Genomic DNA, 25,288 nt, shown 5'->3' on the forward strand with positions numbered 1-25,288 from the left:
TCAGCATCCCGACGATTCCACAACTGCTGACATGATCTTGCTGCTGGACAACTACGATTCCTTCGTCCACAACCTGGCTCGCTACCTGCGACGCCTCGGTTGCCAAACGGAGGTGATCCGCAGCGACCAAATCGACTCGCAAGCTGCTTTTGCTCTGCAGCCCGATGGGATCGTCATCTCTCCGGGACCCCACGGCCCAGCTGATGCCGGATGCAGTGTCAGCGTGGTCGTTGATGCTCCGGCCGATCTGCCCATCCTGGGCGTCTGCCTGGGACACCAATCCATTGCCGCCGCGTTCGGCGGACGAATCATCCGATGCGAGCCGATGCACGGATTGGCCAGCACGATCGAACATGACGGTGAGGGCGTATTTGCTCAGTGCCAATCGCCCATGCGTGTCGGACGATATCACTCACTGGCCATCGATCCCAGGGATGTCCCCGGCGAATTGATCGTCACCGCGCGCAGCACGGATGATGACGTGATCATGGGAGTGCGTCACAAGACACGCCCCGTGTTCGGTGTGCAGTTTCACCCGGAAAGCGTTTTGACCGACGACGGACTGGCCGTACTGGATAACTTCGTCGACATCACGCGGCGATCGGCAACACACGAATCGACGCCTAGTCAACTCGGCCGGGGCGTCCCCGCTCCGCACTTCACACCGGCGGACCGCGGCACACGCAAGGATGCGGTTTCGTGATTCTGGAATCCATCGTCACCACCGTCGACTCCGACGGCCGCGTCAACATCGCACCGATGGGTCCGACAGTGCAGGAGATGCATACTGACCGTCCCCAGTTTCTGCTGCGTCCCTTTGCGGGCAGCCGCACTTACGACAATTTGATGGCCACGCATCGGGCGACCATTCACGTCACCGACGATGCTCTGCTATTTGCGCATACCGCAGTCGGTGACGTGCCCGACCCCGAGCAAAGGGTACGCAGCGTTGACGACGGGCGATGGCGGATACTCAAGGACTGTCATCGCTGGTTTTGTGTCCAGACCGAGGTGGTTCAGGAAGACGATCTGCGAATGCATTTAGCATGCCGAGTGATCGATTCCGGCATCCAGCGTCCCTTCTTTGGGTTCAACCGGGCCAAGCACGCGGTGATCGAAGCGGCTATTCTGGCGACTCGGACGCATTTGTTGGCAGCAGCAGAAATTCGCGACACACTGCTCCGGCTACAGCCCCTGATCGACAAAACGGCCGGGCCAGAGGAACATCAGGCCTTTGAGTTCTTGAAACAGACCATCGATGAACGAATCGAAAACCTCCACCAGAACAACCGCTGAAACGCAGTCGTCCGCTGCGGTCGTCTCAGTGTGTTGTGGTGCGCGGTTGCATTTCGGCCTGCTGGACACCGCTGCTCCCTTCGGCGGCGTCGGCGTGATGATCGATCAACCCGCGACGGAAATCACCGTCAGCCAGGCGCCTCGGTTCTCATGCGACGGCCACCAATCCGACCGCGTTCTCGCAATCGCACGTCGGTTGCAACACTCGATGCGATGGAGTGATTTACCCTGCTGCCGTGTCACCATCATCGAGCAACCGTCCGCACACAGCGGTTTCGGCAGCGGCACCCAGCTTTCGTTAGCGGTGGCCGAAACGCTCGCCGCTTTTTGTGATGTCCGCCTGCCTCAGGAGACGCTGGCTCTAGAGATCGCTGATCGTGGCAAACGCTCCGCCGTCGGTGTTCACGGCTACTTTCACGGCGGTTTGATCTACGAAGACGCCTCCAGCGATTCAACCGAGGCACCAGAATTCGGGCAACTCAATCCGATCCACCGTCGCATCGAGTTGCCCGAATCCTGGCGTGTCGTTTTGATGATCCCTCGCTCATCCGCGCCGCCGATGCACGGACAAGACGAACAAACACAGTTTGATCATTTGGCCGCCGGAGACCCGCAACGCCAAGCACGCTTGCGAGAGATGCTGTCCACCGAATTGCTGCCCGCGGCGCACTCACATGATTTCCCAGCCTTTGCCAATGCCGTACAACGCTACAACCACGAAAGCGGTCTGTTGTTCGTCAGCAGCCAAGGCGGTCCTTACAACGGAGCGGAAGTTGCCTCGTTGGTGGCGTCGCTGACTCAATCGGGGGCCGTGGGAGTTGGGCAAAGCAGTTGGGGGCCGGGAATCTTTGCCTGGTGCGATTCACTCGACAGTGCCCAATCCCTTTGTGAATTCGTCGAGACTCACTGGCAAGACCAACTCAGCAATCTGATGATCGCATCGGTGCGCAACACCGCTCGTTCCATTCACCACTCAACATCGACATCGTCATGACCGCACACGAAACGATCACCGCAGAGACAATCGCTTTTGACGATCATGCTCTCATTCTGATCGACCAGACCCGCCTGCCCGGCGAACTGGTCACGCTGCGTTGCACCGACATCCGGCAAACGCATGACGCGATCCGTCGGTTGGTCGTGCGAGGGGCGCCCGCGATCGGGATCGCTGCGGCCTACGGTGTTTGTTTGGCAGGCGATCAGACAGGGCCGCCAACCACCAAACAAATCTACCTGGATGCGATCGAGTACCTTGCGACCAGCCGCCCCACCGCGGTGAACCTGTTCTGGGCCCTGGATCGCATGCGTGACGTGGTCGAATCGACTGACATGGGCGACTTGCCCGCCAAGCTGCTCGATGAAGCCCGATCGATTCATGCGGAAGACCGCGAGATGTGTCACGCGATCGGACGCAACGGCGCGGAATTGCTTGCCGATGCAGCCAACGTGTTGACGCACTGCAACGCGGGCGGCCTCGCCACGTCGACTTGGGGAACCGCTCTGGCGCCGATCTATCATCTGCATCAGGCGGGACACAAGTTGCACGTTTACGCCGACGAGACACGCCCGCTCCTGCAAGGCGCTCGCTTGACCGCTTGGGAATTGTCACAAGCAGGCGTGAACGTCACGGTGTTGACCGATTCGATGTCCGGCAGCCTGATGCGTCAAGGAAAAGTCGACGCGGTGATCGTCGGCGCGGACCGGATCGCCGCCAACGGCGACGTCGCCAACAAGATCGGCACCTATCCGTTGGCCGTTTTGGCGCGTCACCACGCGATCCCATTTTACGTCGCCGCTCCCTCCAGTACGTTCGACTTGGCTTTGGAGAACGGCGATCTGATTCCGATCGAACAACGTGACCGCGCCGAAGTCGCATCGCCTCACGGAGTCACCGTGGTTCCCGAAGCCGCTCAAGTCATCAATCCCGCCTTCGACGTGACACCGTCCGAGTTGGTGACCGCGATCATCACCGAGCGTGGAGTGGTGCATTCACCCGACAAGTCCAAGCTGGCTGATCACCTGTCGTGACCCGTCACACGATCCAACCGACGCCCGGTGATCACTACCATTTTGTCACCGGCAAACTGGCAGAACCCGCCGTTCGCCGAATCGTTCACGAACTGTCGCAACAGTACGGATTTGACTACTCCATCGGCGTGATGCCGATCACCGTCGCTGCGCTGATGACGCCCCGATGGTTGTCGGGACGCTTGCAACCGCCAGCGGAAACCACACATGTGATCGTCCCCGGGTTTTGTGAATCGGGAATCGAAGAACTTTCCGCACGGTTAAAACCATTGCTCGTCGTTGGGCCACGGGATTGCCGCGAGATGTCCGAGTTGTTCGGCGGTCAAACCGAGCCTCCTGCCTTGGATCGTTACAACATCCAGATCATCGCCGAAATCAACCACGCGCCACGATTCTCCTTCGACCAGATTCTTGCCCAGGCTCTGCAACTGCGTGATGACGGGGCTGACATGATCGACATCGGTTGCGACCCGAGTAAACGTTTTGAGGATGTGGGGCAATGGGTCGGCGACTTGGTCGCAGCGGGTCTACAGGTCTCAATCGATACGTTCGATCCTTGGGAAGCCGCCAAGGCAACTGGGGCCGGAGCGTCGCTCGTGCTGAGCGTCAATTCCACCAATCGTCAGCAGGCATGCGACTGGGGGACCGAAGTCGTGGTGATTCCCGACACGCCTCGCGATTTGGACAGCTTGGATCAAACGATCGAGTACCTCGCGCGACGCAACGTACCGATGCGACTGGACCCCATCCTGGAACCCATCGGTGCGGGACTGGCCGACAGTCTGGTTCGATACGCGGATTGTCGGCGACGCTATCCCGAACTGCCGATGATGATGGGCATCGGCAACTTGACCGAACTGACCGACGTCGATTCGGCAGGCATCAATCTGCTGTTGTTGGGCATCTGCGAAGAGCTGCAGATCCATAGCGTGTTGACCACGCAGGTCATCAATTGGGCGCGGACTTCGGTACGTGAGTGTGACATGGCCAGACGGTTGACCGCGCACTCGGTTGCCGAAGGCGTACCGCCCAAGAATCTTTCCGAGGCGCTGGTCATGCTGCGTGACCGTCGATTGCGCCCCTTTCCTCCGGAGTCGCTGACGGAGTTGGCTCAGGCGATCAAAGACAACAACTATCGGATCTTTGCCCAAGACGACCAACTTCACTTGCTCGCCGCAGGGCTGCATCTCAGCGACGAAGACCCGTTTCGACTTTTTGAGCGTCTGATGTCCGAAAATGTCTCGGACAACGTCGATGCCGGTCACGCGTTTTATCTTGGCTACGAGATGGCCAAAGCGAGCATCGCACTGACCTTGGGCAAGCAATACGAGCAGGACCGCGCACTCAACTGGGGCATGCTGACCAGGACAGAAGACCTGCACCGAATCAAACGCACCAGCCGCCATCGCAAAACGTCAACGTAATTGCAAGCAAAGACAATCTACTCGTTGAAAACACGAAGAAAACTTCAGTCCCCTGCTATTGGCTGTCCGATAACCCCCGTGTACCTATTCGGGTTGTAGTGATCGTATCGAATACACAGGGGCAGCTGTTCGCCATGAGACTCACGAAGAAACTTACCTACATGCTGGCTCAGGGCGTTGCATTGGGGGTCATCAGCGGTTCACTTCTGTTTGCACAGGATCGCCCCTCAACGCCGTTTGGAATTTCGTCTTCGCTGAGTCCTGCTTTCGGATCTGGTGCCGGCGGCGAGAACAGCATCAACGACCTGGCACCGAGTTCGCTTGACGGCGGTCTCGATCCGATCATTCGACAGGGCAACGCGAATCCTGTACCCGTTCTAGACGACCTGCCTTCGACGCGTGTGATTCCCAACGCAACCTCGCGATTTTCGCCACGACAACGTGTTGCTCGTTTGTCCCGAGGCAACAAGGTCTTGGAGATTTCAAATGAAGCTTTTCGCGAGTCCGGGATCCTGGAAAAGGCCATTGCGGCAACACCGGAAGTTGCACTTTCGTACCAGGAATTCGAATCACAAACACTGCAACGTCAGCAGGTTGAGTTTCAGCAACAGGTGGCGTCAGCGGCCCAGTTGGACGCATCCCAACAGCAGTCGATCGCCACGGCGGTTCAGCAAGTGCAACAGACACAGCAGTTGGCGGCACAGAACTTTGAAAACGCTCTTTGGAACTACGGTTTCAATGGAGCCAAAGTGGCGTCCGTGACATCCAACAACATGTTCGGTCGTCCCAGTACCAACTACGTCCTGCTCGACGCGATCGGCAGCGACGATGCGAGTAATTTGGGCTATACAATCACGAGCATCGACTCGGTCGGCCAGTTCGGCGCAACCTTCGTGCCGTCAGAGTACCTGCTGCCGATCCCGGTGGATCCGAATGATTTGTTTTTCAGTCCGTTGTTTGCCTCATCTTCTCAACGAGCCCCAGACGGCTTGATGTTGATGATGACGGATGACAAATCAACGAACCCCGTGCTGCAGCTATTAGCGCTTCCACGTTTCGGATTTCGCTATGACACATCGATCCTCGCAGCGGGCGACGCCTCCTTTCCGGAACGCGTATCGCTGTTGAGTCGTCGAGCGTCGGGCGCCGGACAGGTGTCTTTCATCCAAGAAGATGAGTTCATGCTGCCTTTTGACATGGCCGTCAATACACAAGTCTTGGACATGGGCGGAGGTACATCTGGCCAGTTTTTTGTTACCGCAAACAACGATCGTGACCTCGGTGAGTTGGATGTGGCGACGATCGGAGTTCGGGCGTATGTCCGACGTCGAGGGTCGAGATTCGAAGGCTGGTCGCTTGTCGCGGGTAAGAAACAGAGTCTGTTCGGTGCGATCGAACTGAGGCCTCAAGGGCTGGAAGCGAGTCGATCGCTTGTCGGTACAGTCGATAGGACGAACGATGATCGGGCACAACTGGCGATCCACGCCCCGTTATCAGATCTGCTCACCTGGAAAGTGGCCATTGAAGATCCCGATCTGGGAGACTTGCAAATCATGCCCACGATCATGGGCGCGACTCGGCTGCAGAGATGGCCAACTTTGGCAACCAACGTTACCTTCAAGGATCCAGACTCCGACGACCAGATCGTCTTGGGTGGTTTGGTTCGAACCTTGGGATTTGAAATCGATGCGACACGTCGAGAGGAGTTCACGACCGGTTGGGGACTTTCTGCGATCGGCAAGATGACGTCAGGCTCGGATTCCATTTTCGCGGGGGTCGCAGGTGGCAACGGCGTCGGCGACTACATCCGAGGCATCAAGGTCTCAGCGATCGGCCGACCGACTTCGATAGAGTCCGTCTCCAGCGTCGGCGCCTTCGGCGGTTGGCATAGCGTTTTCACCGATCAATGCAACGTTCCCTATGCGGAAATGAATCTGGCCTATGGCTATGGTTGGATGGAAGATGTCCAGGATGTTTCCCGAACCAACAATCGAAAGCTGCATCAATTCTGGGCTAACTACGTCCGGTTCCTCGGCGATCGAGTGGGTGTTGGGGCGGAGTATCAGTATGGCTACCGCCAAGATCTCACCGGCGATCAAGGCGAGAACCATCAGTTGACATTCATGCTGGCTGTTCGATCAGGGCAGGTGGCCAAGTCGACGACCGTGCGAGAGTACGACCTGATTGATGAGGGATACCAGAACTCGCCCAATCCTGGAGTTGGACTTGACTCCGACCTCCAGTCCTCAGGCGTTGCCAATTTCAACGACAGCATTTATCCCAACGCCAGCGTTTTTGGAGCGACTCTGGACCAACGACCTCTTCGCGCTGTTGTCGAGCAAACACAGCTTGGCGGCGACACCTTTCGGCAATCGCTGTGATCTCGCCTGCGTGAATCAGCCCAGTCACATCGATGCCGGCAAGCCTTCGTTCGCTTGCCGGCGTCGAAACAGCGACAGGCTGAGTTACGCATCGAGCACTGTCACGCCGATTACCAAGTCACGGGTTACAAGCTGACAAAACCGTTGCCCATGTCTGCTCGACTGTGTCCGATGTCGCGCGCTCTGGAACGCAACTCGCGGTACAACGGCAAGCCTCGCAATCCGGTTTGCTGAGCGATCAAGGCTGCTATCCCGGCAACGTGCGGCGACGCCATGCTGGTGCCTGGAATGCTGCGATGACGCGTCGGGTTGGTCCATGCCGAAAAAACGTCCACACCGGGAGCCGCGAAATTGATTTCGCCTCCGCTGCTGTTTTGACCTTGGTTCGAAAAACTTGCGATTCGCCCGCAGTTGTCAACTGCGGCGACCGCAACAATCGACGGAGCAGCGGCAGGCCCCACGACCGGACAGACTCGGCCAGGACGGCTGCTGTTGTTACCGGCAGCAGCAATCATCAAGATTCCATTACCCAAAGCGATTCGAGCAGCTCGTTCGTGACTTGCGGAGAACGCGGGCGATGCAACGCATACCCTTGGCCCCAATGACATGTTGATCAGGTCACATCCTTGACCGATCGCCCAATTGATCCCGCCCAAAATCGTGGTGTCATTTCCGCCGGTAGGCCCTAGGACGCGAGCAACCAATATCTCGGCTTCGCTCGCAATTCCGTAGCGTCGCGTACTGAGCCCAGGATCTCGAGGTCCACATGCAGTCCCCGCAACATGAGTTCCATGTCCATGATGATCCTGAGCAGTGCCTCCCACAAACGTCGCGTTGCCAACCACCCGAGACGCAAAATTGGCATCGGGATGTCCAAACTCAAAGCCCGTGTCAAGGATCGCAACTCGTATCCCGTTGCCAGTCAAACTTGATGCCGCGACTCCCGTTGCCTGTAATCCCCACGTGAACGATGCCGTGTCACTGAAACATCCGCCAAAGGAAGTGGGCGAGATCGCTGCGCCGTCATTGGGCGCTGGCTCATCCGGCAGACCGCCCAGCATCTGGCTTGCAAGTGATTGAATCCCGCGCAAGTATCCTTGATGGTACGGTGAGAGCGCTGGTGGCTCAGCACCACGCTGACCCCCTGCACCCCGGGAAGCCGAAGAAAAACCCATCGCAGTTTGTTGCCCACATCCTTCATCCAGACAGCTCATGAAATGTCGCTTCTCATCTTCCACCACAAAGAGGCGACGGACTTCTTCGTCCTGGACACTCGCGGGTTGAGCAGCAAGCGCCGCTTGAACATTGGGTTTATCGTTCAACACCAAAATGGGAAGATGATCAAACACCATCGTGTCACTCGATGAGACGTCGGCCATGTCGAAAACACTCTCGACGTAGTCGGCGGTTTGCAGCATGTCCTTGACGTCTCTTGCTGAGAAATACTCGCACACCTTTTTCTTGTCAGCCGGGTCGTCAGACAAAATCGTCACGATCTTTCGCCCGGTGAATTCACTCAGTGATTCGGCACCCACACCAGTGTCCGAATCAAGACCGTCATATCCTTCCTCAAGCTCTTGAGGACGTGCAGTGGCTGGGGGGGAACTACCGCGGGCTCGTCTACGCTTTGCCATGGAATTGCTCTCTTGTGGGCGGAACGAATGCTGCTCTCCAATGGGGCGTTCGGTGCCCCGCCGTAATTCTACCCCCTGGATGGTGCGTTATGCAAACTTTTTCTCGCCGGATCCGGTCAGGACGCTCCCAAGACAGGTTCAGACGCCGCCCAAGGCCTTGGTTCCGTTGGCAATGCACCAAAGAATCGCTAACAATGACCACGAAAGATGTTTCTCCCCTCACCGACTCCTGGTAGACCGCAAATGACCGATCAATCCAAGCCAATCACCGTGATGGTCAAGCAAGACGTACCAATCGACGATGTCGCGGCGAGACTAAAAACTCTGGGCGTAGACGACATTCAGCCACTCTTGCACATCGCCTGCATCACAGGCAAATGGAAAGGAGCCATTGCTGAAGTAAAGGAGGTTGAAGGGGTGGAGGATGTCGAAGAACAGACGGGGGAGTATTTCCCTTCGTGAGCTCCCAGATCAGGCTGCTGTGAGCTAGATGTCAGCCTGCGATTTGAGTTGACTTGAACGGTCGAGCTAGCAGAGAGCGGATTTCTTTGGCGGTCGCCTGACGTCCCACTGCGGCATCCACCGGGTAGGCGACGCGATCAAAGATGAACCCGAATGTTTCATGTTCCACGGGAACGGCAAAACCCACGCGGACAACCGAGACGCGATGAATCACGGCGATGGCAGCCATCGCCGCGTCGCCCACACTGACCGCCGGACCGTCGCTTTCAAATAATGGTTCCAAGATCGGACGGTGATCATCAATGAAACGTGACAATCGCTGAGCGTCACTTTGATCACCAAATTTGGCAATCGCCTGAAAACAGTGCGCGAGCATCAGCGGATCATCGCTGACCTCGATCGTCTGCAATGCCAGCTTGAGTCCCAAGCTCATGTTCCACTGCATCGTCATTTGCAACACATCTTGCCGATGCGTGGTGCCACTGCGTCGGACCCAAGCCGCCACGAGTGATTTGAATCGATCGCCCAACGCTCGATCGTGAATCAATTCGTCCGAAGAATTCATTCTCAACAGACCGATCAAGCGAGATTCGTAGTTGGCATCGATCGGTACCGCCGGATCGGTCGCGGGCAGCAGCACGGCCAGCATATCAATTTGCGTTGGCATCACTTCCAGACCGATTCGTTTCTCGTCCTGGCGGGACTCCACCGATTTGATGGCGACGGACAATTCTCGCGGTGTCCCAGCCAACGAATCGACCAGCTCCGGATACTCTCTCAGCAGACGGACGTAGATTTCTCGCGTTCGGATGGAATCGCCGAACAGGTGCGCGACGATCGGCCAGTTCGTCATTTCGTCTTGACGACCGGCCAAGAAGGAAGTGATGCGGGACTCGAAACTGGTGACTTCCAGTTGTCCGATCAGTCGCTCCAACCGCTGGCGAACTTCCGCGTCACGGGTGCTGCTCAATCGCTTTCGCATCACTGGCAACCCAATATCACCCAGCGACAGCAACTGTTCGGTCGCCTGCTCGCGGACGGCAAATTGCCCAGCACCCAATTGCTCGATCAAGACCATGATTCGGCTCTCATGCCCCCCTGCTGAGCCAGCAATGTCAAATCCGTTGCCCATGCCTTCGCCAGCCACAGGCGGCGGTTCCGCACTCTGCAGTGGGCCTTCCCAGCCAAGCGTCACAGCCAAAACAACTGGCAGGACCCGTTTCAGTCGACGACGGTTTTGATCGGTGGGTGGCACTAGGGACTCGCTGGAAACTCGCTGGGGAACTCAGACTTGTGAAGATAGAACAATCATAGGGCTGATGGGCGACCCCAGATCGGTGGAACCCCCGTTATCGAGCAAAATCGCTTGCCGATACGTTGCCTTCTGGGTACTCTACTTTTAGTAACGCGGTCAGGTGCGATCTTGGCCGGGTTTTTTTGAGGGATTTAAGGCCACTTGCAGCCATCTGCTAAAGAGCCATGCAAACAAAAACAACTATCAATCAAGGCGGTTCTACGCCTGTGTCCAGTTCGACACCATCTCCCGCGTCGGAGGAGCCCACATCGGTGGATTGCACCTCCAACGTCGCCTCGAAAGCTTCGACGGCGGCTCCAAAAGGGAATTCCGAGTCTTTGGATTTCTCGGTTCGACAAGCCGGTTTATCGACGCGATGCGTCCACGCGGGCGAACGGCGGCAGAAAGCCGAAGGCTCCATCACCGCCCCAGTCTTCAACGCGTCCACGTACACGTTCGAATCGACTGAAGACCTATTGCGGTATGTCAAAGGCGAAGAGCAGCGGGAGGAATACGGACGCTACGGCAATCCGAACGAACGAAGTGTCGAAGCCAAAATCGCGGCACTAGAAAAAGCCGAAGACGCAATCGTTTACGGCAGCGGGATGGCGGCCATCGTCGGACTGCTGATGACCAAACTCAGCGCCGGCGACGAAATCGTTTTCTTCGATCAATGTTACCACCGCAGTCGCGAGTTCTGCGCAAAACACTTGGCCCGATTCGGCGTCATCACCCATCAAGTCACCACGGGTGATTTCGATGCGATGGAAGCCGCCATCAACGACAAGACCAAGATGCTGGTCAGCGAGTCGCCAACGAATCCTCACTTGACGGTCATCGACTTAGAAAAGTTTGCTGCCGTTGGTAAAGCCAACGAAGTCGAAACATTGATCGATGCCACGCTGGCAACGCCCTACAACCTTAGCCCGCTGGAGTACGGCATCGACTACGTGCTGCACTCTGCGACAAAGTACCTGGGCGGACATAACGACTTGATCGCCGGTATCATTTGCGGTCGCAAAGAGTCACTCGATCCGATCCGCTCGATGCGAGGCATCCTGGGAAACATCAGCGCGCCAAACAATCTCTACTTGCTCGAACGTGGCCTAAAAACGTTTTCGTTGAGAATGCAACGACACAACGAAAACGGACAGCGTGTCGCCGAGTTCCTGGAATCACATCCTCGCGTGGGACGTGTTTTCTACCCCGGCCTGCCCAGCCATCCGACCCACGACATTGCCGCGGCGCAGATGAAGGGTTTTGGTGGGCTGATCACCTTTGAAATCCAAGACGCTGATTGGCAGGAAACGGCTCGCATCGTCGACGCAGCGCAGATTCCTCGAATCGCAGCCAGCTTGGGTGGCGTGGAGTCGCTGATCGAACAGCCCTTGGTCATGAGCTACTATCACTGCACGCCAGAGGATCGGAAACGATTCGGCATCAGCGACAACATGATCCGGATGTCGTGCGGCATCGAGGACGCGGATGACTTGATCGTCGATCTGGAACAAGCGTTGACGGCATGAGTGAGTCGTCGTCATCCAAAGAAACTTGCCCAGCACAGGACTCGTTTCGCACGCGTGCCATCCATGTCGGCAACGAGCTCGACCCGGCAACCGGCGCGGTAGTTCCGCCGATTCACCTTGCCAGCACCTTTCGTCAGCCGGGGGCCGGAGTCTGGGGTGAGTTTGATTACTCACGCAGCGGCAACCCCACTCGGACGAACTTGCAGAAAACGCTGGCGTCCCTGGAGGGCGGTTGCGGGGCTTTAGCTTTTTCGTCGGGGATGGCCGCCATCCACTGCGTCACCATGCTGCTCAGTAGTGGCGATCACGTCGTGGCCGGTTGTGACTTGTACGGAGGTGCCTATCGACTGCTGCACAAAATCTGTAACCGCAGCGGAATCGGCGTGACGCTTGTCGATATGACCGATGTCGATCAAGTCCAGGCGGCCATCAACGACAACACCAAACTGATTTGGGCCGAGACGATCGGAAACCCCCGACTGTCGATTCCAGATCTCTCGGCGCTGACCGCGATCGCTCGCCCTAAAAAAATCCTGACGGGCGTGGACAACACCTTCGGAACCCCCGCCTTGTGCCGTCCCCTGGAACAGGGCATGGACATCGTCATGCATTCGGCGACGAAGTACCTTGGAGGTCACAGCGACTGCTTGGGTGGAACGCTCGCGGTTGCCGATCCGAAGCTTTTTGACGAACTGTATTACGTCCAGAACGCGACCGGAGCCGTCTTGGATCCGCTGAGTTGCTTTCTCGTCAGTCGCGGACTCAAAACGTTGGACTTGAGGGTCCGTGCTCAGTCCGAGACGGCGCTGCAGTTGGCGCTGTGGCTACAGGATCATCCGCAAGTCAAATCGGTGTTGTACCCTGGCCTGCCATCACACCCGCAACATGATCGCGCTGGCAAAACCTTGCAGGGCGGTTTCGGCGCAATGCTTACCTTTGAGCTCGACGGCACGCTGCAACAAACCGCCCGTGTATGCGAGTCGACCCGGTTGTTCCATCTTGCCGTCAGCCTCGGAGCGGTCGAGTCGCTGATCGAACAACCCGCAACCATGTCTCACGCCAGCTACGACGCAGCCGACCGCGTCAAATTTGGAATCACCGACGGCCTGATCCGCCTCTCAGTAGGTCTGGAATCATTCGAAGACCTTCGCGACGACCTGGCCAACGCCATCCGCTCAGCGTAGTGGTCGCTGGAACAGACACCAACCGGCCTTGTGCCGGTGGTGAATTGACTGACCGGCTACCACGTAGAAACCTCTCTCCGAGACACTGGCTCCAACGAACGCAGTCGCAGAGAACTCTTGAGCGTGGAACCTCAAACACAGCTACCGGTTGTTGGCGAACCAAACCGCGTAATCGTTGAGTAATTGATAATTCTTTGACTTTTTGTCCACGGCCTCAATTTCCGAAAGGCCAAGGTGGAACTCCTTGCCGTCTGCCTTGCGCCGGACGCGTCCCGCCACATCTTCGTCATGACACATCATCCATTCCGAATAGACACCTCTTTCGATTGCCAAGAGTTCAAAGATGTCCTCGAAGGATGGCCGATTCTTGCGTAGTCTTTCATGTTCTTCTGGATCACCGGGGCCAATCACATAGTATTCCTCCCAGCGGAAGTCTTCAATTCCAGTGACGTCGAACGGGAGTTGCAGTGTACGTTCGAGGTGATCGCAAAACTTGTCACGGCAATCGTCAAATGTTGTTTCAGCGTCGTCACCGACGATATCGCTAATGCGAGTATCTTGCTCATCGTGGTTTGTCATGAGTTCGACTCTTGTCCGTTGTGAACGAGGATTAAAATTCTTGCCGCGGTAACGGCAATGATCACGTGGCCGTCGCGAGCTTTCAACCACATCAAGAAACGTAACTCGGCGACTCAGGTGTATCGTCTGGTTTCGAGGCTTTGCAAGTCGGCTTGCAGATCGGCTTCGTAGTCGTCGACCGTGATGCCATCCACTGCCGGTGCCTTGTCCTACTTGAGTCGTGATTGTGTTTCATGTTCGAATCAAGAACCTTTGGGTCTCACTGGTTGCCTTTAGGATGCACACAAGCTTGTGCAGATTTCAATGGTGCGCGGATTCGTCGACGCCTGCGGTTTGGCGTTAAACGAGACTGCAGTTTAGTCGGGGTGGACGAATCCCAGGTGCAGTTCGAAGTGCCGGCACTGGAGTTGGTCGTGTTGCTGGCGGCTCATCGATCCAAAGAAAGGATGGGTTGGCAGCGGTGACATGTTTTGGAAAACGCGGGCGGCACTGCGCAAATGATCCATGGCTTGATCGGTGGGGACGTCTTCCGTAGGCCAAAAGATGGATTGTGCATTGACGGGTAGCTTGAATCCCGGTCTGGCTTTTTTCAAGACGAATGGTCGCACCAGCCTCGCGAACATCCGCATCGCCAATGAGGAGGTGGGGCCCCGCCGTTGTCCGCTGACGATGTCGAGGGTTCGGGCAAGGTGCTCGATGATCTGACCGAAGGTATAGTTGCCCGTGGTCCGAACTTTCCCTCTCGACAAAGACTCCGCTTCCTCGAATGCTTCGTCGAACGTTTCGAACCGAAGTGATCTCATTTCGGGCATCGTCTGTTTCCGATGGAGAGTGATGGAGGTTATACGCGGACGAACAATAGGTAGGACTCAAACGCAACGGTTGGTGAGTGTGCCGATTCCTTGAACGATCACACTGCAAACATCGCCGGGTTTGAGGAACAGCGGCGGATTACGAGCGGCACCGACGCCCGGTGGCGTTCCTGTGAAGATCAAGTCGCCCGGGGATAACGTGACGACTTTGGAAACGTGCTCGATGATGGCGGGGATGTCAAAGATCAGTTGCGCCGTCGTGCTGTCTTGGACGATCTCGCCGTTGAGCACCATTTGAACACGCAAGTCGTTGGGATCTGGGACTTCAGTTTGCGTGACGATGCAGGGACCGATGGGTGCGAAGGTGTCAAAGGTCTTGCCCAGCAACCACTGACCGCCGGGACGACCCTTTTGCCAATCTCGCGCCGAGACATCGTGGCCGCAGGTGTATCCGAACACGTGTTCCATCGCCCGCTCCGCGGGGATGAGCTTGCCCGATTTGCCAATCACCACGACCAGTTCGGCTTCATAGTCCACTTCCCGAGACACCGATGGCAGCTCGATCGAGTCGCCATGACCGATGATCGTCGATGGAAATTTACTGAACACGACGGGTTCATCCGGAATCGCGGCCCCCGTTTCGATGGCATGATCGCGATAGTTCAGTCCAATGCAAATGACTTTGCCGGGTGAATCTACCGGTGGCAGCAAGTTGTCGCCAGCAGAAACCCATTGGTCGGGTGTCGGATCGGGCAAGCCATCCCACCAGGACATGGGCAGGGAAAACAGTTCCGCCGCATCGGGCACTTCGTCCAACAACTGCGACAACAAACACACTTGCCCGTCTCGATACAGGGCAAATTCAGACTGGCCAGCGGGAGCGGAAATTCGACAAATCGCCATGGTTTTGTTCAGGAGGTCAAGGAAATCGGAGCGTTACGATCGGTTACGAGTAAACAAAGGAAGAAACCACGGTCGCTGTCCCTTGCGAGAGAAGATCATACAATCGATCGAGCCAGGGGGGAAATGACACAAACGGTCGTTGTTCCGCCTGTTTGATCAAACTCTTTCGCCTGAAACACGCATCGACTGGATGTCCTTCATGACCGACTATTTGGACCGACTGCCGGAACCATTGAGAATCCTGGGAAACTCGGACGATGGTGAGATTCAGATCATCGCAACCGATCGTGGTCAGTCCGATGCGACGGACAGCAACCTCAAGACAGGAATTGTGTTCGAAGATCGCTGGTTGATGGTGGTGAGAGATCAAGTCCGGTTCCCGGATCAACACGAGGGGCACTATGTGCGAATCGTGGAAAAGGCACAGTTGAACAAGGTCGGGGGAACGGTGATCGTTCCGGTCGTGGACGGATGCATCGTGTTCGTGGAACTTTATCGTCATGCAACGCGACGATGGGAGTGGGAGCTGCCACGAGGGTACCAGGAGCCCGGTCTGACGCCCGAGCAAAATGCGATGAAGGAAACCCAAGAAGAGATTGGTGTGGCCGCCGTGTCGGTAAGTGAAATCGGCCGAGTCACACCCAACACGGGGCTACTTTCGAGCGAAGTGGTGGTGTTCGCCGCCATGCTGCCGTCCGGGTGCATTGAGCAGATGAGAGGCGAGCATCGTGAAGCCATCCGAAGCGTTTTAGCAGTGCCTTTTGAGGAAGTCGACAGATTCATCCAACAGAATGTCCGTTGCGGTTTTTCACTCAGCGCCATGTATTGGACTCGTGCCAGCGGGATCATGGATTAGGACAACGAGTGAACTTTCGAGCGAAGGTCTCACGCGTACCTTACAATCAGATTTGTCTATCACCACAGGGAGCAGTTATGAGTGTGGACTCTAAGAAGCAAACGCACTTGTCATGTCATTTGGAGTCGGCTGATTCGGTCCGAACTAATCCGGAGCGGCCCCACTTTCAGCGACAGTTCAATCGATTGTTTGCCGAAGCGTTCACGCACTTGTTGTTCGGCGAGCAACTGCGATTTGGTCAAGTTCCACTCTTTGATTCTTTTGGATTGGTTCAGTTCCTTGCGGAGTTGCTGGACGCGAAACGTCAGTTTGAGCGTGAGCGTCTGGGACAGGAGACACATCTGAAAGATTTTCTGCCGTTGGTGATGACGCACTATCCAAAATCTGCAGCGGGGGTTCCCTTTGATGATCCAAAAACGGTTTTGCAGCGTTCATTGGCCGACGCGATCAGCAATGAGAAGTTTGTGAACTCGGCGATGCCGGGCATTGGAGCCGATTCCGTGCTGTCTGCTGGTTTGTCCGAGCATGTGTTCGAGAAAGGGATTCGATTCGATGCGATCGATCAAGGTGTTTTGCGAGACCTGGAAGGCCTGCCACGGGATTTTGAGCATTTGCAACGGATGGAATCCATCGATCGTTATTTTCAAGCCAACCCGTGGACGGTGCTGCCCATCGATTGGAGCCGCAAAGTTGCTTTGGCCGATTGTGTCAGGGAAGCTCTGTCGCCTGACAACATTGTCAAGGGCCATGACGATATCGTCACCGTGTACCAAGACCTCGTGAACAGGTCCGAATCCTTTTCCCGTAGCAATGTTTACGAGGAGATCGAAGGACAAATCGAGAATCCTGATCGACAAGCGGTGGCTAAAGAGCTTGCGGACTCACTGTACATGTGGGACCAAGCACGAATCGCTGGCGCGACCGCGGAAACCACGTCCTCCGGCGTGGAATCCGACGACCCCGAAGTCTGTCGCGCCGGGGAAGAAATCAGTGATTGGGCTGACCGATCAAAAGCCAAATGGAGCACTGAGGCGGGTGGTCTGATGTCGATCAGACCCGTGCTGCAGCGAGGGCCATTGAACAATCAAAACTCGCTCGATGATGCAGGCTACCGACAAGAACTGCTCCGAGCACTGGCGGACTTCATCGTCAGCGACGGTTTTCAACCGATGCTGTTCGACACGGTCGCACGACTGGGAACACGTGAAGGGGATATCCTGGAGCACTGGCAAGCAATGGTGACTCGAATCGAAAGTCATCCGACATTGAGCGGGCTGATCCGGTTGACCATCAACAGCGATGGGATTGTCGTGATCCGATTCGGTCGTCATCGCCTGGGCGCCAAAGCACCTCATCTGAATGTGTCGCCGGAAACGACCGATCAGATTCGTGAATCAATGCGGGATCAAGAGGACGATCCCGAGCGAGTCGGCGCTAATCTTCCCATGGCCATGATCGGTTGAAGGCCGTCGATCAATTCCTCTAGCACTCTTAGGAGTTGATCGGCGGTCTCTCTCCTCAGCGGCCTGGGGAACCGATAGACCCAAATGCACGCCTCGTTTTGTCGACGCGTTGACGACATCTGAATGCTTATTTCTTCGACGAAGACTAGGTACTGCCCGTCGGGCGACCAACCATAGCGCCCTTTGCCGTCAAACGGCCAGACTTTGTCCATCGCATCGTCGCCTGGAAGATGGATTCTGGGAAAGGAATCCAAGTTGCTTGAGCCCATGAAGACCAGTGGGATCGGAATCGTCCAGTCTCCTTCGGATCCGATATGAAGTGCTTCCTGGATTTCCGGTGTTTCATCATCACGCACGGCAAGGCTGGCTTTGACCGCCACCATTCGGTTCACCGACTCGATGCAGACCTCCGTGACGGTGCCTTCGTAGACGGGCGTTCTACAGATCAGAAAGAGTTCCGATAGTCGAATCGTTTGGTAGCGATGAATGGCAAATCGTCGTCGTGACTTTGCAACACACACGACGGACTTTGGGTCCAGAGGCGACCACGACTGTGTCATCGGCAACGAATAGACTCCCTCGTCATTTGTCATGGACAATGGAATGACGCTCAGCGGCAAAGCGGTGCAGGCAGGAGGCAACGATTCAGCGTCACAAGGTGTTGCATTCGGCTTGCTTGCGGAGAACTGAAAAAACTGTTCGCCCCGTCGTACGGTGAACCAAGGGGCTGTCACATCGCCGCCGACGTGATTGAGAACCGTGATCAGTTGATCAGGTCGCCAGTCGGGGTCCGCAAACGCGCGCTCGAATCCCACACAGGTTCGCAACACGTAGCCGCGATGAGGGGTATGCGTCAGAACAATGCGACCGTCGCACGAGGCACCAAGAAAACTCTCGTGCTCGCCATCAAACTCCACAACCTCCGTCGACGGAGGTTGTGCCAAATTGCCAGAGTATCGAAGCGTCTGGATGTGAGTGGTTGATACAGCGACAATCAGATACGAGTGATCCGATGCCACTGCAAAAAGTCGTTGCACACCCTGGATCAGACTGGTGTAATCCGACCGGTCGGCCAAAGTGATCAAGTTGTGTGTCAAACGTGGCCAGACCAGATCTCGATAGAAACTTCTGTAGGCATCGTCCGTCAGACGTGCCCTCAAGTTCAAGTCTTTGAGAACGATAACTCCACGTTGAACCGCCTCACGGGCAGAAACCTGTTGCCCGACGCCAAGCGAAATATCGCGTTGCTGCAGGGCAAATTCGACGGCCAGGGTGACCACATCGGTTTCAGCCGAATCGAGATCACACCAATCGATCAATTGCTCCGATGCTCTCAGGAACTCCAGGTACCGATCTTGCCGGCTTTCGGCTGCCACGGACAGCAGACGCTGTGCCTGAATGATCTCGGGAAACCGTTGTGGGTTTGTGTTGGGGATAGGCAAACAGACCCTGGTACGTGTGTCTTCGGAGAAAACCGAGGCCGCGAGAAAGAATTCCAACTGTGTGTACGTCATGCCAAGATTCAGTTCCCGCCAGGCATGCCACAAACCTCCCAGCAATGCGTCCGACTTTTGGTAACTGAGCGAGAGTCGCTCCTCTGCCAATCGCATGCACTCCAGTCGTTCCTGTGTCGAATGGGGATAGCCTGCATCATGCCCGACCAGACAAATCACCAAACTGCACTGCCGCACGTTCGCAATCAGTTTGTCGACCAACGCGCCACTGGGCGTGCTAGCTTCGGTCAAATCCTCCTGAATGATCGGATCGATACTCAGATTGCGGAACCTGCGCAACAGCGTTGCCAACGATTGGCGACGATCTCGAAATTCAGACGAGACACCGGAGAGAAAGACATGGAGCGACATGGAAATTCTCAGCTTCTCTTGGTGGCGTCCAGCATGTAGCGAAAGGACAGCAGGTGAAAGGGCTTGATCGACGTCAAGCGATTCGCCGCTTTCCAAATCCAGTGTGTCCGCTCGTTGAGGAAACTGATGATCGTGTTGTCGTAGCGGATCGTGCGTTCAAATTGCCTGTGAATCTTCCTGGGCAACGTAAACTGGTTTTGCAGAAAGAGCCGCCATTCGGATCGTCGCCTCATGTGGTACCATGCGATCGATGGATTGATGACGTTGGGTTCGACCGCAAGGAATCGGCCGCCCGGTTTTAAGACGCGCGTGATCTCTGCCAGAGCAGCGGGGATATCCGAGACATGGTGCAAGAAATCCCAACTGTGTACGACGTCGATCGATTCGTCCGCGACATCCAATTCCAATGCCGAACACTCTCGTACACTGCAGTTGGTCAGTTGCTTGTCGGCGATCAAACGTTCGGCTTCGTCCAGCATCTCACGACTGACATCGATCCCCAAGACGCTTTCAGCGTGTCGGCTGAGCAGTGGGTAGTAGAACCCGGTACCGCAACCCAAATCCAATAAACGACCGACGGGGCTGGGAAACATTCGCTGGAAAGCAGAGGTCAGCAGCCCCGCGACGATGGGGTTGTTGTCAAGAATTTGCGTATCAAAACGCTGGAAATAGAGCGGTCGCTTGTCTGACGAGACACGATCGTAGTGGCGTCGGTTTTCGTCAAGATCGTGAAACACGGCGAGCTCGATTCGTCTTGTCGGTGGGGCCTCAGATCTCCTACTGTAGCGGTCGCGATCTATGATCGTGGCTTTCACCATTCATGGCAGGGAGAATCGATAGTTTATTTCCCGGCCTCGTCGGTCGGCAGAAAAATGGCTGAGATTGCTCCGAATGAGAATAGAGCCTCCCCGTCGTGTCCGACCACGCTGACCAATCCATTCGACCGGACGCAGGGTTGCCAATCCACAGCGATATCGAGAGCCGATTTCGCTGGTGGCCTCGACTGGCTGGTATTGCGTTTTTGGTCTTTTTGAATTGCGTCGTTTATGTGCCGTCGCTGCGGTACGAAATGATCTTTGACGATCTGCCGGGCATCGTTGACAACGAGTCGATTCACAATCTGTTTCCCCTGTTCGGCCGCGATGGTCAATACGGACCGCTCAACCCTCAGCCCGAAACACCTTTCACCGCACGCCCGGTGGTCAGTCTCTCGCTCGCGATCAATCATCACTTTGGTGGTGTGAACCCGCTGGGATATCGTCTGACCAATCTGGTGATGCATGTGATCACTGGTGTGATTCTTTGGGGAGTCATTTGGCGCACTCTCCTGCAGCCTTGTCTTGCTGGTCGATTCGCACGGCACAGCGGCGTGTTGTCGTGGGGGGCAGCGTTGCTCTGGACACTGCATCCCGTTCACACGGAAACGGTGATCTATCTGACACAGCGTACCGAACTGATGATGGGGCTGTTTTATCTGCTGACGTTGTACTGCAGCATCCGATTTTGGGGTGCCTGTTGTCAGACCAGTCGTTTTGCGTGGCTTGCTCTGGCAACACTGTCGTGTGCGTCGGGCATGTTGTCCAAGGAAATGATGGCTTCAGCGCCCGCGATGGTGGCGGTCTACGAATGGACCTTTGTAAAGGGCTCCATCGGGCAGATGATCAGACGTTCGTGGAGTCTCTACGTCGGGTTGGCTGCGACTTGGTCATTGATCGTCGTCAACTATGCGTTGGGACGCGTGACTCCATTGGGCGGATTCAACAACACGGTCTCGGCTATCGAATGGTGGATGACGCAGTCCAACGTGTTCTTTGCCTACTGGAAACTGACGCTCTGGCCTTGGCCTTTGGTCCTGAACTACCACGTTCCGACAATGGATGAGTTCTCGGTGGCGTGGCCCGGTGTACTGGGGATGTTTGTTTATGCCGTGCTGACGATTTGGTTGGTGTGGCGTCGTCGTTCTCTCGGGTTTGGGCTGATCTGGTTCTTTGCCGTGTTGTCTCCGACGCTGATTGTCCCTCTGCCGACGGAAGAACTGGTGGAGCGTCGGCTGTACCTGCCGATCGCTGTGGTCGCCGGATTGTTTGTCGCGGGGCTGTATCGGTTCGCGATCCGATGGCGAGAAAAATCGGATCGACCGCAGAGTGATCTGGCATCCGGTTTGACGGGCAAGCCGATTTGGGCTCTCGGCACAGTCGTTGCCCTTGTTGTGGCGGGATACCTGTGGGTCAATGTCACCACCATCGATCGCCTCAAAGATGGTCGGACCATATGGGTGGAGGTCCTGAAGCATGATCCGTTGAATCCGTTCGCCGTGATGAGCCAAGGCTGCGTCGAAGTCGAAAATGGCAACATCGAAAAAGGTCTTGAGATGCTCCAGTGGGCTTATGCCCGTCACGTGCGAGTCCGACAGGGCACACTGAACTATGCCACTGCGTTGGAGAAGAGTAATCGCCTGGGTGAAGCGATCTCGGTCTATCGGGAAGCGATCTCCAGAAACTCCAATGACACCGTTTATCATTACAACTTGGCTCATTTGCTGGAACAAGTCGGCAAGCAGGAGTTGGCGGCGGAACACTATCTGGAAGCGATCCGAGTGGACCCCGAATGCTATCCCGCGCACAACAATCTCGGCTTGATTTATGCCAGCCGAAACCAAATGCAGATGGCGTCCAAGCATTTTGAGGTCGCGGTGGAGATCAAGCCGGATTTTGAGAACTGCATGAATCTGATGAACGTCTACTTACGCCAGGGGCAAACAGACAAAGCGACCCACGCAGCGCGGCGATTGCTCGATGCGGCGCGACGTGAGGGGCGGACCGAAGTCGCTGAGCGGATCGAGCTGGGTCTCCAAGCTCTGGAGAACCAAAGCAATTGAGTCGGCAAACGTCATCAGCGAGATTTTGCCTCAGGAGTCGACCATGCGCGTTGCCGTGATCGGAGCCGGTCCGGCAGGCCTGACCGCTGCGTTGAAGCTACGCCAGGGCGGCGCGGACGTGGATGTGTTCGAGGCCAGTTCCATGATCGGTGGACTATCACGCACCATCGAACTGTGGGGACAGTATGTTGATATCGGACCGCATCGATTTTTCAGCACGGACGGACGCGTCAACCAGTTTTGGCTCGATGTGGTCGGAACGAACTACCGAATGGTGGATCGCCTGACTCGTGTTCACTATCAAGGCGAGTTGATCGACTATCCGATTCGCCCCATCAGCGCGATTCGTCAGCTCGGATGGCGAGATGCTGGAATGTGCTTGGCCAGCTATCTGCGGCAAAAGCTCGTGCCTGGTCGATCCGACTCATCAGAGAACTCTTTCGAAACTTGGGTCACGAAGCGATTCGGTCGGCGATTGTACGAACACTTTTTCAAGGCCTACAGCGAAAAGCTGTGGGGAATTCCTTGCAGCGAACTGAGTTCGGACTTTGCCGCCCAACGGATCCGATCCTTCTCGCTCTGGCAGGCCGTCGTGAGCGCCACGTCGCCTCGACATGCCAACACCCACAAAACCTTGGTCGATCGATTCGCCTATCCGATCGGCGGGACGGGTGCGGTGTACCATTCGATCGCGACACAGTACTGTCAACAAGGCGGTCGGATCACGACCGACTGTCCCGTCAATCGGTTGATCTGCGATGGTGATCGAGTCAAAGCGATTCGCTGGGACAACGGACAGACAGACGAATTTGACCATGTGATCTCCACCATGCCTTTGCCGCATCTGATCGCATCGCTTGCCAGCGAATCGGCCATGGAACACGGACAAGCTCCCGCGTCGGTGCAGACCGCTGCCCAGCAATTGAGTTTTCGCAATACCGTGCTGGTCTATTTGCATATCGATCATGAATCACTTTTTGACGACCAATGGCTGTACATTCAGTCGGACGATGTACGCATCGGTCGCGTCACCAATTTTCGAAACTGGATCCCGGAGGTCTATGGTGAATCATCGACAACCGTGCTGGCAATCGAACAATGGTGCAACGCAGATGACGACCAGTGGCGAGAAAGCGATCGCAAGATCATCGCCAGGTGTGTGGATGAACTGGTTCAATTACGTTTGTTGCGATCAGACGAGGTACTGGACGGCCACGTGATACGCATTCCTCGGAGCTATCCGGTCTATCGGCGAGGTTACCGCAACCACCTTGATTGCGTATCGCAGTATTTGTCCGGCATTGGTGGGCTGTCCGTGATCGGTCGTTACGGGGCGTTCAAGTACAACAACCAGGATCACAGCATCTTGATGGGACTGTTAGCGGCAGAAAACGTGCTGCATGATGCCAGCCACGATCTGTGGAACGTGAACTCCGACTTTGATCAGTATCAGGAAAAGACACTGATCACTGAAAACGGTTTGGTCACGTCAGTGGGCTGAAAACTGCTTCAGCAATTCCAGAATCTGCTTGGGCAACAGCGCAGTTTTGTACTGCACACTGGGCAGATCGACGGGGCCGAGCGTTTCGCTGGTCGATTTCGCGATCGCCAGAATGAAACGGGCCGAGTTGCCGAATTGACGAAGCCGGGCCGCCTTTTCCCGGAGATACTCCGGTGTCCAAAAACCGATGATCTCCAATTGAACGGGTGAGTGTTTTGGATGCCGCAAGGTGAAGTCTGGCATGAACACGGTTTGGCCTTCGTGCAACACGGTGGCTTCGCGATGCAACGTCCAACCGTCTGTATCGGTCTGCTCCCACTTCTGAGCAAAGTGCGATTCGATCTGACTGTCGAACTCCTCCATGCTGACTTCGCCGTTCAATCCATCGTCGGATGTCAGTTGTAGCCGAAATCGGCGTTTGGCAGGTCCCAAGACGGTGGCTTGCATTTTCCAGTCCGCGGTCGAAAGCAATCCGGGCAGAAAGCGAGCGAAGTTCACGCCGTAGCGTCGTGTCTGTCTCAAGACCGATGCGGGGCCATTGAAGTGGAACAGATAATTGTCGCCACGTTGATCGATCGTGTGCATCAGTTGAGCCAGCTTGGCGTATCTCAGGATCATCTTGAAATCCGACTTGGCCCAAACCGTCACCGAGAGTGCGCCGTACATCGCAGCCTGAGTTTGGGCCACGTTGTAACGAGCCAGCAAACGTGCCGCGTCCCAATCCAGGGGAGGTTTCGATAGTGGGTGGAACTCGATCACGTCGGCAAACAGACGTCCCTGAATTTCATCCCATGTCATGCCCAACTCGGCGGCGATCGATGCCCTGACAGACTGCGAGCAGTTCTCAAAGAGCCGATCGGGCTGGTCCACCAGCGGGTGCTTGGATGCGGCGATGCTGAAAACACGTTTTCTCAGTTTGGCGGCCGCTCCGCCGCGATCCTGGTGATACTCACTGGCATCGTCGAGCAGTTTGCAAAACGCCGCAACGCGTCGTGTCGGGCAATCGGCAACATCGGCAAGGACACGTTCGACGCTTCGATGCAAGTCGCGTCGCGGCTTACCGATGCCGGACTGATAGACCTGGATCATTTGTTGTGCGAGCGGAACATAGTGCGAATCTCGCCCGCGTCTCAGCCGATCCGGCGTGACGGATTGTCGGTCGAAATCGTATTGGACGATCGCCTCCTGTTTGGTCAGCATAT

At 56.2% G+C, this 25,288-nt stretch carries 21 protein-coding genes; 13 read left to right on the forward strand and 8 right to left on the reverse strand.

Features of this window, described 5'->3' with window-relative positions; all coding sequences use genetic code 11:
• The first annotated feature begins 31 nt into the window (after positions 1-31).
• From Pla52nx_RS02170 to Pla52nx_RS02195, 6 genes are all read left to right on the forward strand, one after another.
• Positions 32-703 (forward strand): anthranilate synthase component II, encoded by a 672-nt coding sequence (locus tag Pla52nx_RS02170; protein ID WP_146518065.1) that lies wholly within the window; start codon positions 32-34, stop codon positions 701-703.
• Entirely contained in the window at positions 700-1,296 is a 597-nt protein-coding gene (locus Pla52nx_RS02175) for a DUF447 domain-containing protein (RefSeq protein ID WP_146518066.1), read from the forward strand. The genes Pla52nx_RS02170 and Pla52nx_RS02175 overlap by 4 nt, the downstream gene beginning before the upstream one ends.
• The gene (locus Pla52nx_RS02180; protein ID WP_146518067.1) at positions 1,259-2,290 is read left to right on the forward strand and encodes a beta-ribofuranosylaminobenzene 5'-phosphate synthase; all 1,032 of its coding nucleotides are present in this window, start codon (positions 1,259-1,261) and stop codon (positions 2,288-2,290) included. The genes Pla52nx_RS02175 and Pla52nx_RS02180 overlap by 38 nt, the downstream gene beginning before the upstream one ends.
• Complete coding sequence (mtnA, locus tag Pla52nx_RS02185; RefSeq protein ID WP_146518068.1) at positions 2,287-3,324, forward strand: S-methyl-5-thioribose-1-phosphate isomerase; 1,038 nt, start codon at positions 2,287-2,289, stop codon at positions 3,322-3,324. The genes Pla52nx_RS02180 and mtnA overlap by 4 nt, the downstream gene beginning before the upstream one ends.
• Entirely contained in the window at positions 3,321-4,748 is a 1,428-nt protein-coding gene (locus tag Pla52nx_RS02190) for a DUF6513 domain-containing protein (RefSeq protein ID WP_146518069.1), read from the forward strand. The genes mtnA and Pla52nx_RS02190 overlap by 4 nt, the downstream gene beginning before the upstream one ends.
• Before the next feature lie 134 nt (positions 4,749-4,882).
• Positions 4,883-7,129, forward strand: a complete 2,247-nt coding sequence (locus tag Pla52nx_RS02195) for a hypothetical protein (protein WP_146518070.1) — start codon at positions 4,883-4,885, stop codon at positions 7,127-7,129.
• A gap of 125 nt (positions 7,130-7,254) precedes the next feature.
• On the opposite strand, the gene Pla52nx_RS02200 is transcribed toward Pla52nx_RS02195, so the two are convergent.
• A complete protein-coding gene (locus Pla52nx_RS02200) occupies positions 7,255-8,763 on the reverse strand; it encodes a S8 family serine peptidase (RefSeq protein ID WP_146518071.1) in 1,509 nt (502 codons plus the stop codon).
• A 243-nt stretch (positions 8,764-9,006) separates the two neighbouring features.
• Between Pla52nx_RS02200 and Pla52nx_RS02205 the strand changes: the two genes are divergently transcribed.
• Complete coding sequence (locus tag Pla52nx_RS02205) at positions 9,007-9,225, forward strand: hypothetical protein (RefSeq protein WP_146518072.1); 219 nt, start codon at positions 9,007-9,009, stop codon at positions 9,223-9,225.
• Between the two features lie 31 nt (positions 9,226-9,256).
• On the opposite strand, the gene Pla52nx_RS02210 is transcribed toward Pla52nx_RS02205, so the two are convergent.
• Positions 9,257-10,480, reverse strand: coding sequence for a hypothetical protein (locus Pla52nx_RS02210; RefSeq protein ID WP_146518073.1), 1,224 nt, complete (start codon positions 10,478-10,480; stop codon positions 9,257-9,259).
• Positions 10,481-10,857: 377 nt separating this feature from the next.
• Here Pla52nx_RS02210 and Pla52nx_RS02215 point away from each other — a divergent pair, with 377 nt between their 5' ends.
• Positions 10,858-12,045 carry a trans-sulfuration enzyme family protein gene (locus Pla52nx_RS02215; RefSeq protein ID WP_146518652.1) on the forward strand — a complete coding sequence of 396 codons (1,188 nt, stop codon included), beginning with the start codon at positions 10,858-10,860 and terminating at the stop codon, positions 12,043-12,045.
• Positions 12,042-13,229, forward strand: coding sequence for a trans-sulfuration enzyme family protein (locus Pla52nx_RS02220; protein ID WP_146518074.1), 1,188 nt, complete (start codon positions 12,042-12,044; stop codon positions 13,227-13,229). The genes Pla52nx_RS02215 and Pla52nx_RS02220 overlap by 4 nt, the downstream gene beginning before the upstream one ends.
• Before the next feature lie 141 nt (positions 13,230-13,370).
• Here Pla52nx_RS02220 and Pla52nx_RS02225 read toward each other — a convergent pair whose 3' ends face one another.
• The 3 genes from Pla52nx_RS02225 to Pla52nx_RS02235 form a co-directional block, all read right to left on the reverse strand.
• Positions 13,371-13,808, reverse strand: coding sequence for a hypothetical protein (locus Pla52nx_RS02225; RefSeq protein ID WP_146518075.1), 438 nt, complete (start codon positions 13,806-13,808; stop codon positions 13,371-13,373).
• Positions 13,809-14,164: 356 nt separating this feature from the next.
• A complete protein-coding gene (locus Pla52nx_RS02230; RefSeq protein WP_231741652.1) occupies positions 14,165-14,620 on the reverse strand; it encodes a DUF1569 domain-containing protein in 456 nt (151 codons plus the stop codon).
• 57 nt (positions 14,621-14,677) lie between these two features.
• Positions 14,678-15,523 carry a fumarylacetoacetate hydrolase family protein gene (locus Pla52nx_RS02235; RefSeq protein WP_146518076.1) on the reverse strand — a complete coding sequence of 282 codons (846 nt, stop codon included), beginning with the start codon at positions 15,521-15,523 and terminating at the stop codon, positions 14,678-14,680.
• 199 nt (positions 15,524-15,722) lie between these two features.
• Here Pla52nx_RS02235 and Pla52nx_RS02240 point away from each other — a divergent pair, with 199 nt between their 5' ends.
• Together Pla52nx_RS02240 and Pla52nx_RS02245 are read left to right on the forward strand one after the other, a co-directional pair.
• Positions 15,723-16,379, forward strand: coding sequence for an NUDIX hydrolase (locus tag Pla52nx_RS02240; protein WP_197454218.1), 657 nt, complete (start codon positions 15,723-15,725; stop codon positions 16,377-16,379).
• A 77-nt stretch (positions 16,380-16,456) separates the two neighbouring features.
• The gene (locus Pla52nx_RS02245; protein ID WP_146518078.1) at positions 16,457-17,842 is read left to right on the forward strand and encodes a hypothetical protein; all 1,386 of its coding nucleotides are present in this window, start codon (positions 16,457-16,459) and stop codon (positions 17,840-17,842) included.
• Here the strand turns inward: Pla52nx_RS02245 and Pla52nx_RS02250 are convergent.
• Both Pla52nx_RS02250 and Pla52nx_RS02255 read right to left on the reverse strand, forming a co-directional pair.
• Complete coding sequence (locus Pla52nx_RS02250) at positions 17,785-19,707, reverse strand: DUF4062 domain-containing protein (RefSeq protein WP_146518079.1); 1,923 nt, start codon at positions 19,705-19,707, stop codon at positions 17,785-17,787. The genes Pla52nx_RS02245 and Pla52nx_RS02250 overlap by 58 nt on opposite strands.
• Positions 19,708-19,715: 8 nt before the next feature.
• Complete coding sequence (locus Pla52nx_RS02255; RefSeq protein WP_197454219.1) at positions 19,716-20,444, reverse strand: class I SAM-dependent methyltransferase; 729 nt, start codon at positions 20,442-20,444, stop codon at positions 19,716-19,718.
• Positions 20,445-20,620: 176 nt separating this feature from the next.
• Here Pla52nx_RS02255 and Pla52nx_RS02260 point away from each other — a divergent pair, with 176 nt between their 5' ends.
• Together Pla52nx_RS02260 and Pla52nx_RS02265 are read left to right on the forward strand one after the other, a co-directional pair.
• Positions 20,621-22,585 (forward strand): tetratricopeptide repeat protein, encoded by a 1,965-nt coding sequence (locus tag Pla52nx_RS02260; RefSeq protein WP_146518081.1) that lies wholly within the window; start codon positions 20,621-20,623, stop codon positions 22,583-22,585.
• 43 nt (positions 22,586-22,628) lie between these two features.
• Positions 22,629-24,086, forward strand: a complete 1,458-nt coding sequence (locus tag Pla52nx_RS02265; protein ID WP_197454220.1) for an FAD-dependent oxidoreductase — start codon at positions 22,629-22,631, stop codon at positions 24,084-24,086.
• Here the strand turns inward: Pla52nx_RS02265 and Pla52nx_RS02270 are convergent.
• Positions 24,075-25,286 carry a DUF790 family protein gene (locus tag Pla52nx_RS02270; protein ID WP_146518083.1) on the reverse strand — a complete coding sequence of 404 codons (1,212 nt, stop codon included), beginning with the start codon at positions 25,284-25,286 and terminating at the stop codon, positions 24,075-24,077. The genes Pla52nx_RS02265 and Pla52nx_RS02270 overlap by 12 nt on opposite strands.
• Positions 25,287-25,288 lie beyond the last annotated feature (2 nt).

The sequence above is a fragment of the Stieleria varia genome, assembly GCF_038443385.1.
GTDB classification, from domain to species: domain Bacteria; phylum Planctomycetota; class Planctomycetia; order Pirellulales; family Pirellulaceae; genus Stieleria; species Stieleria varia.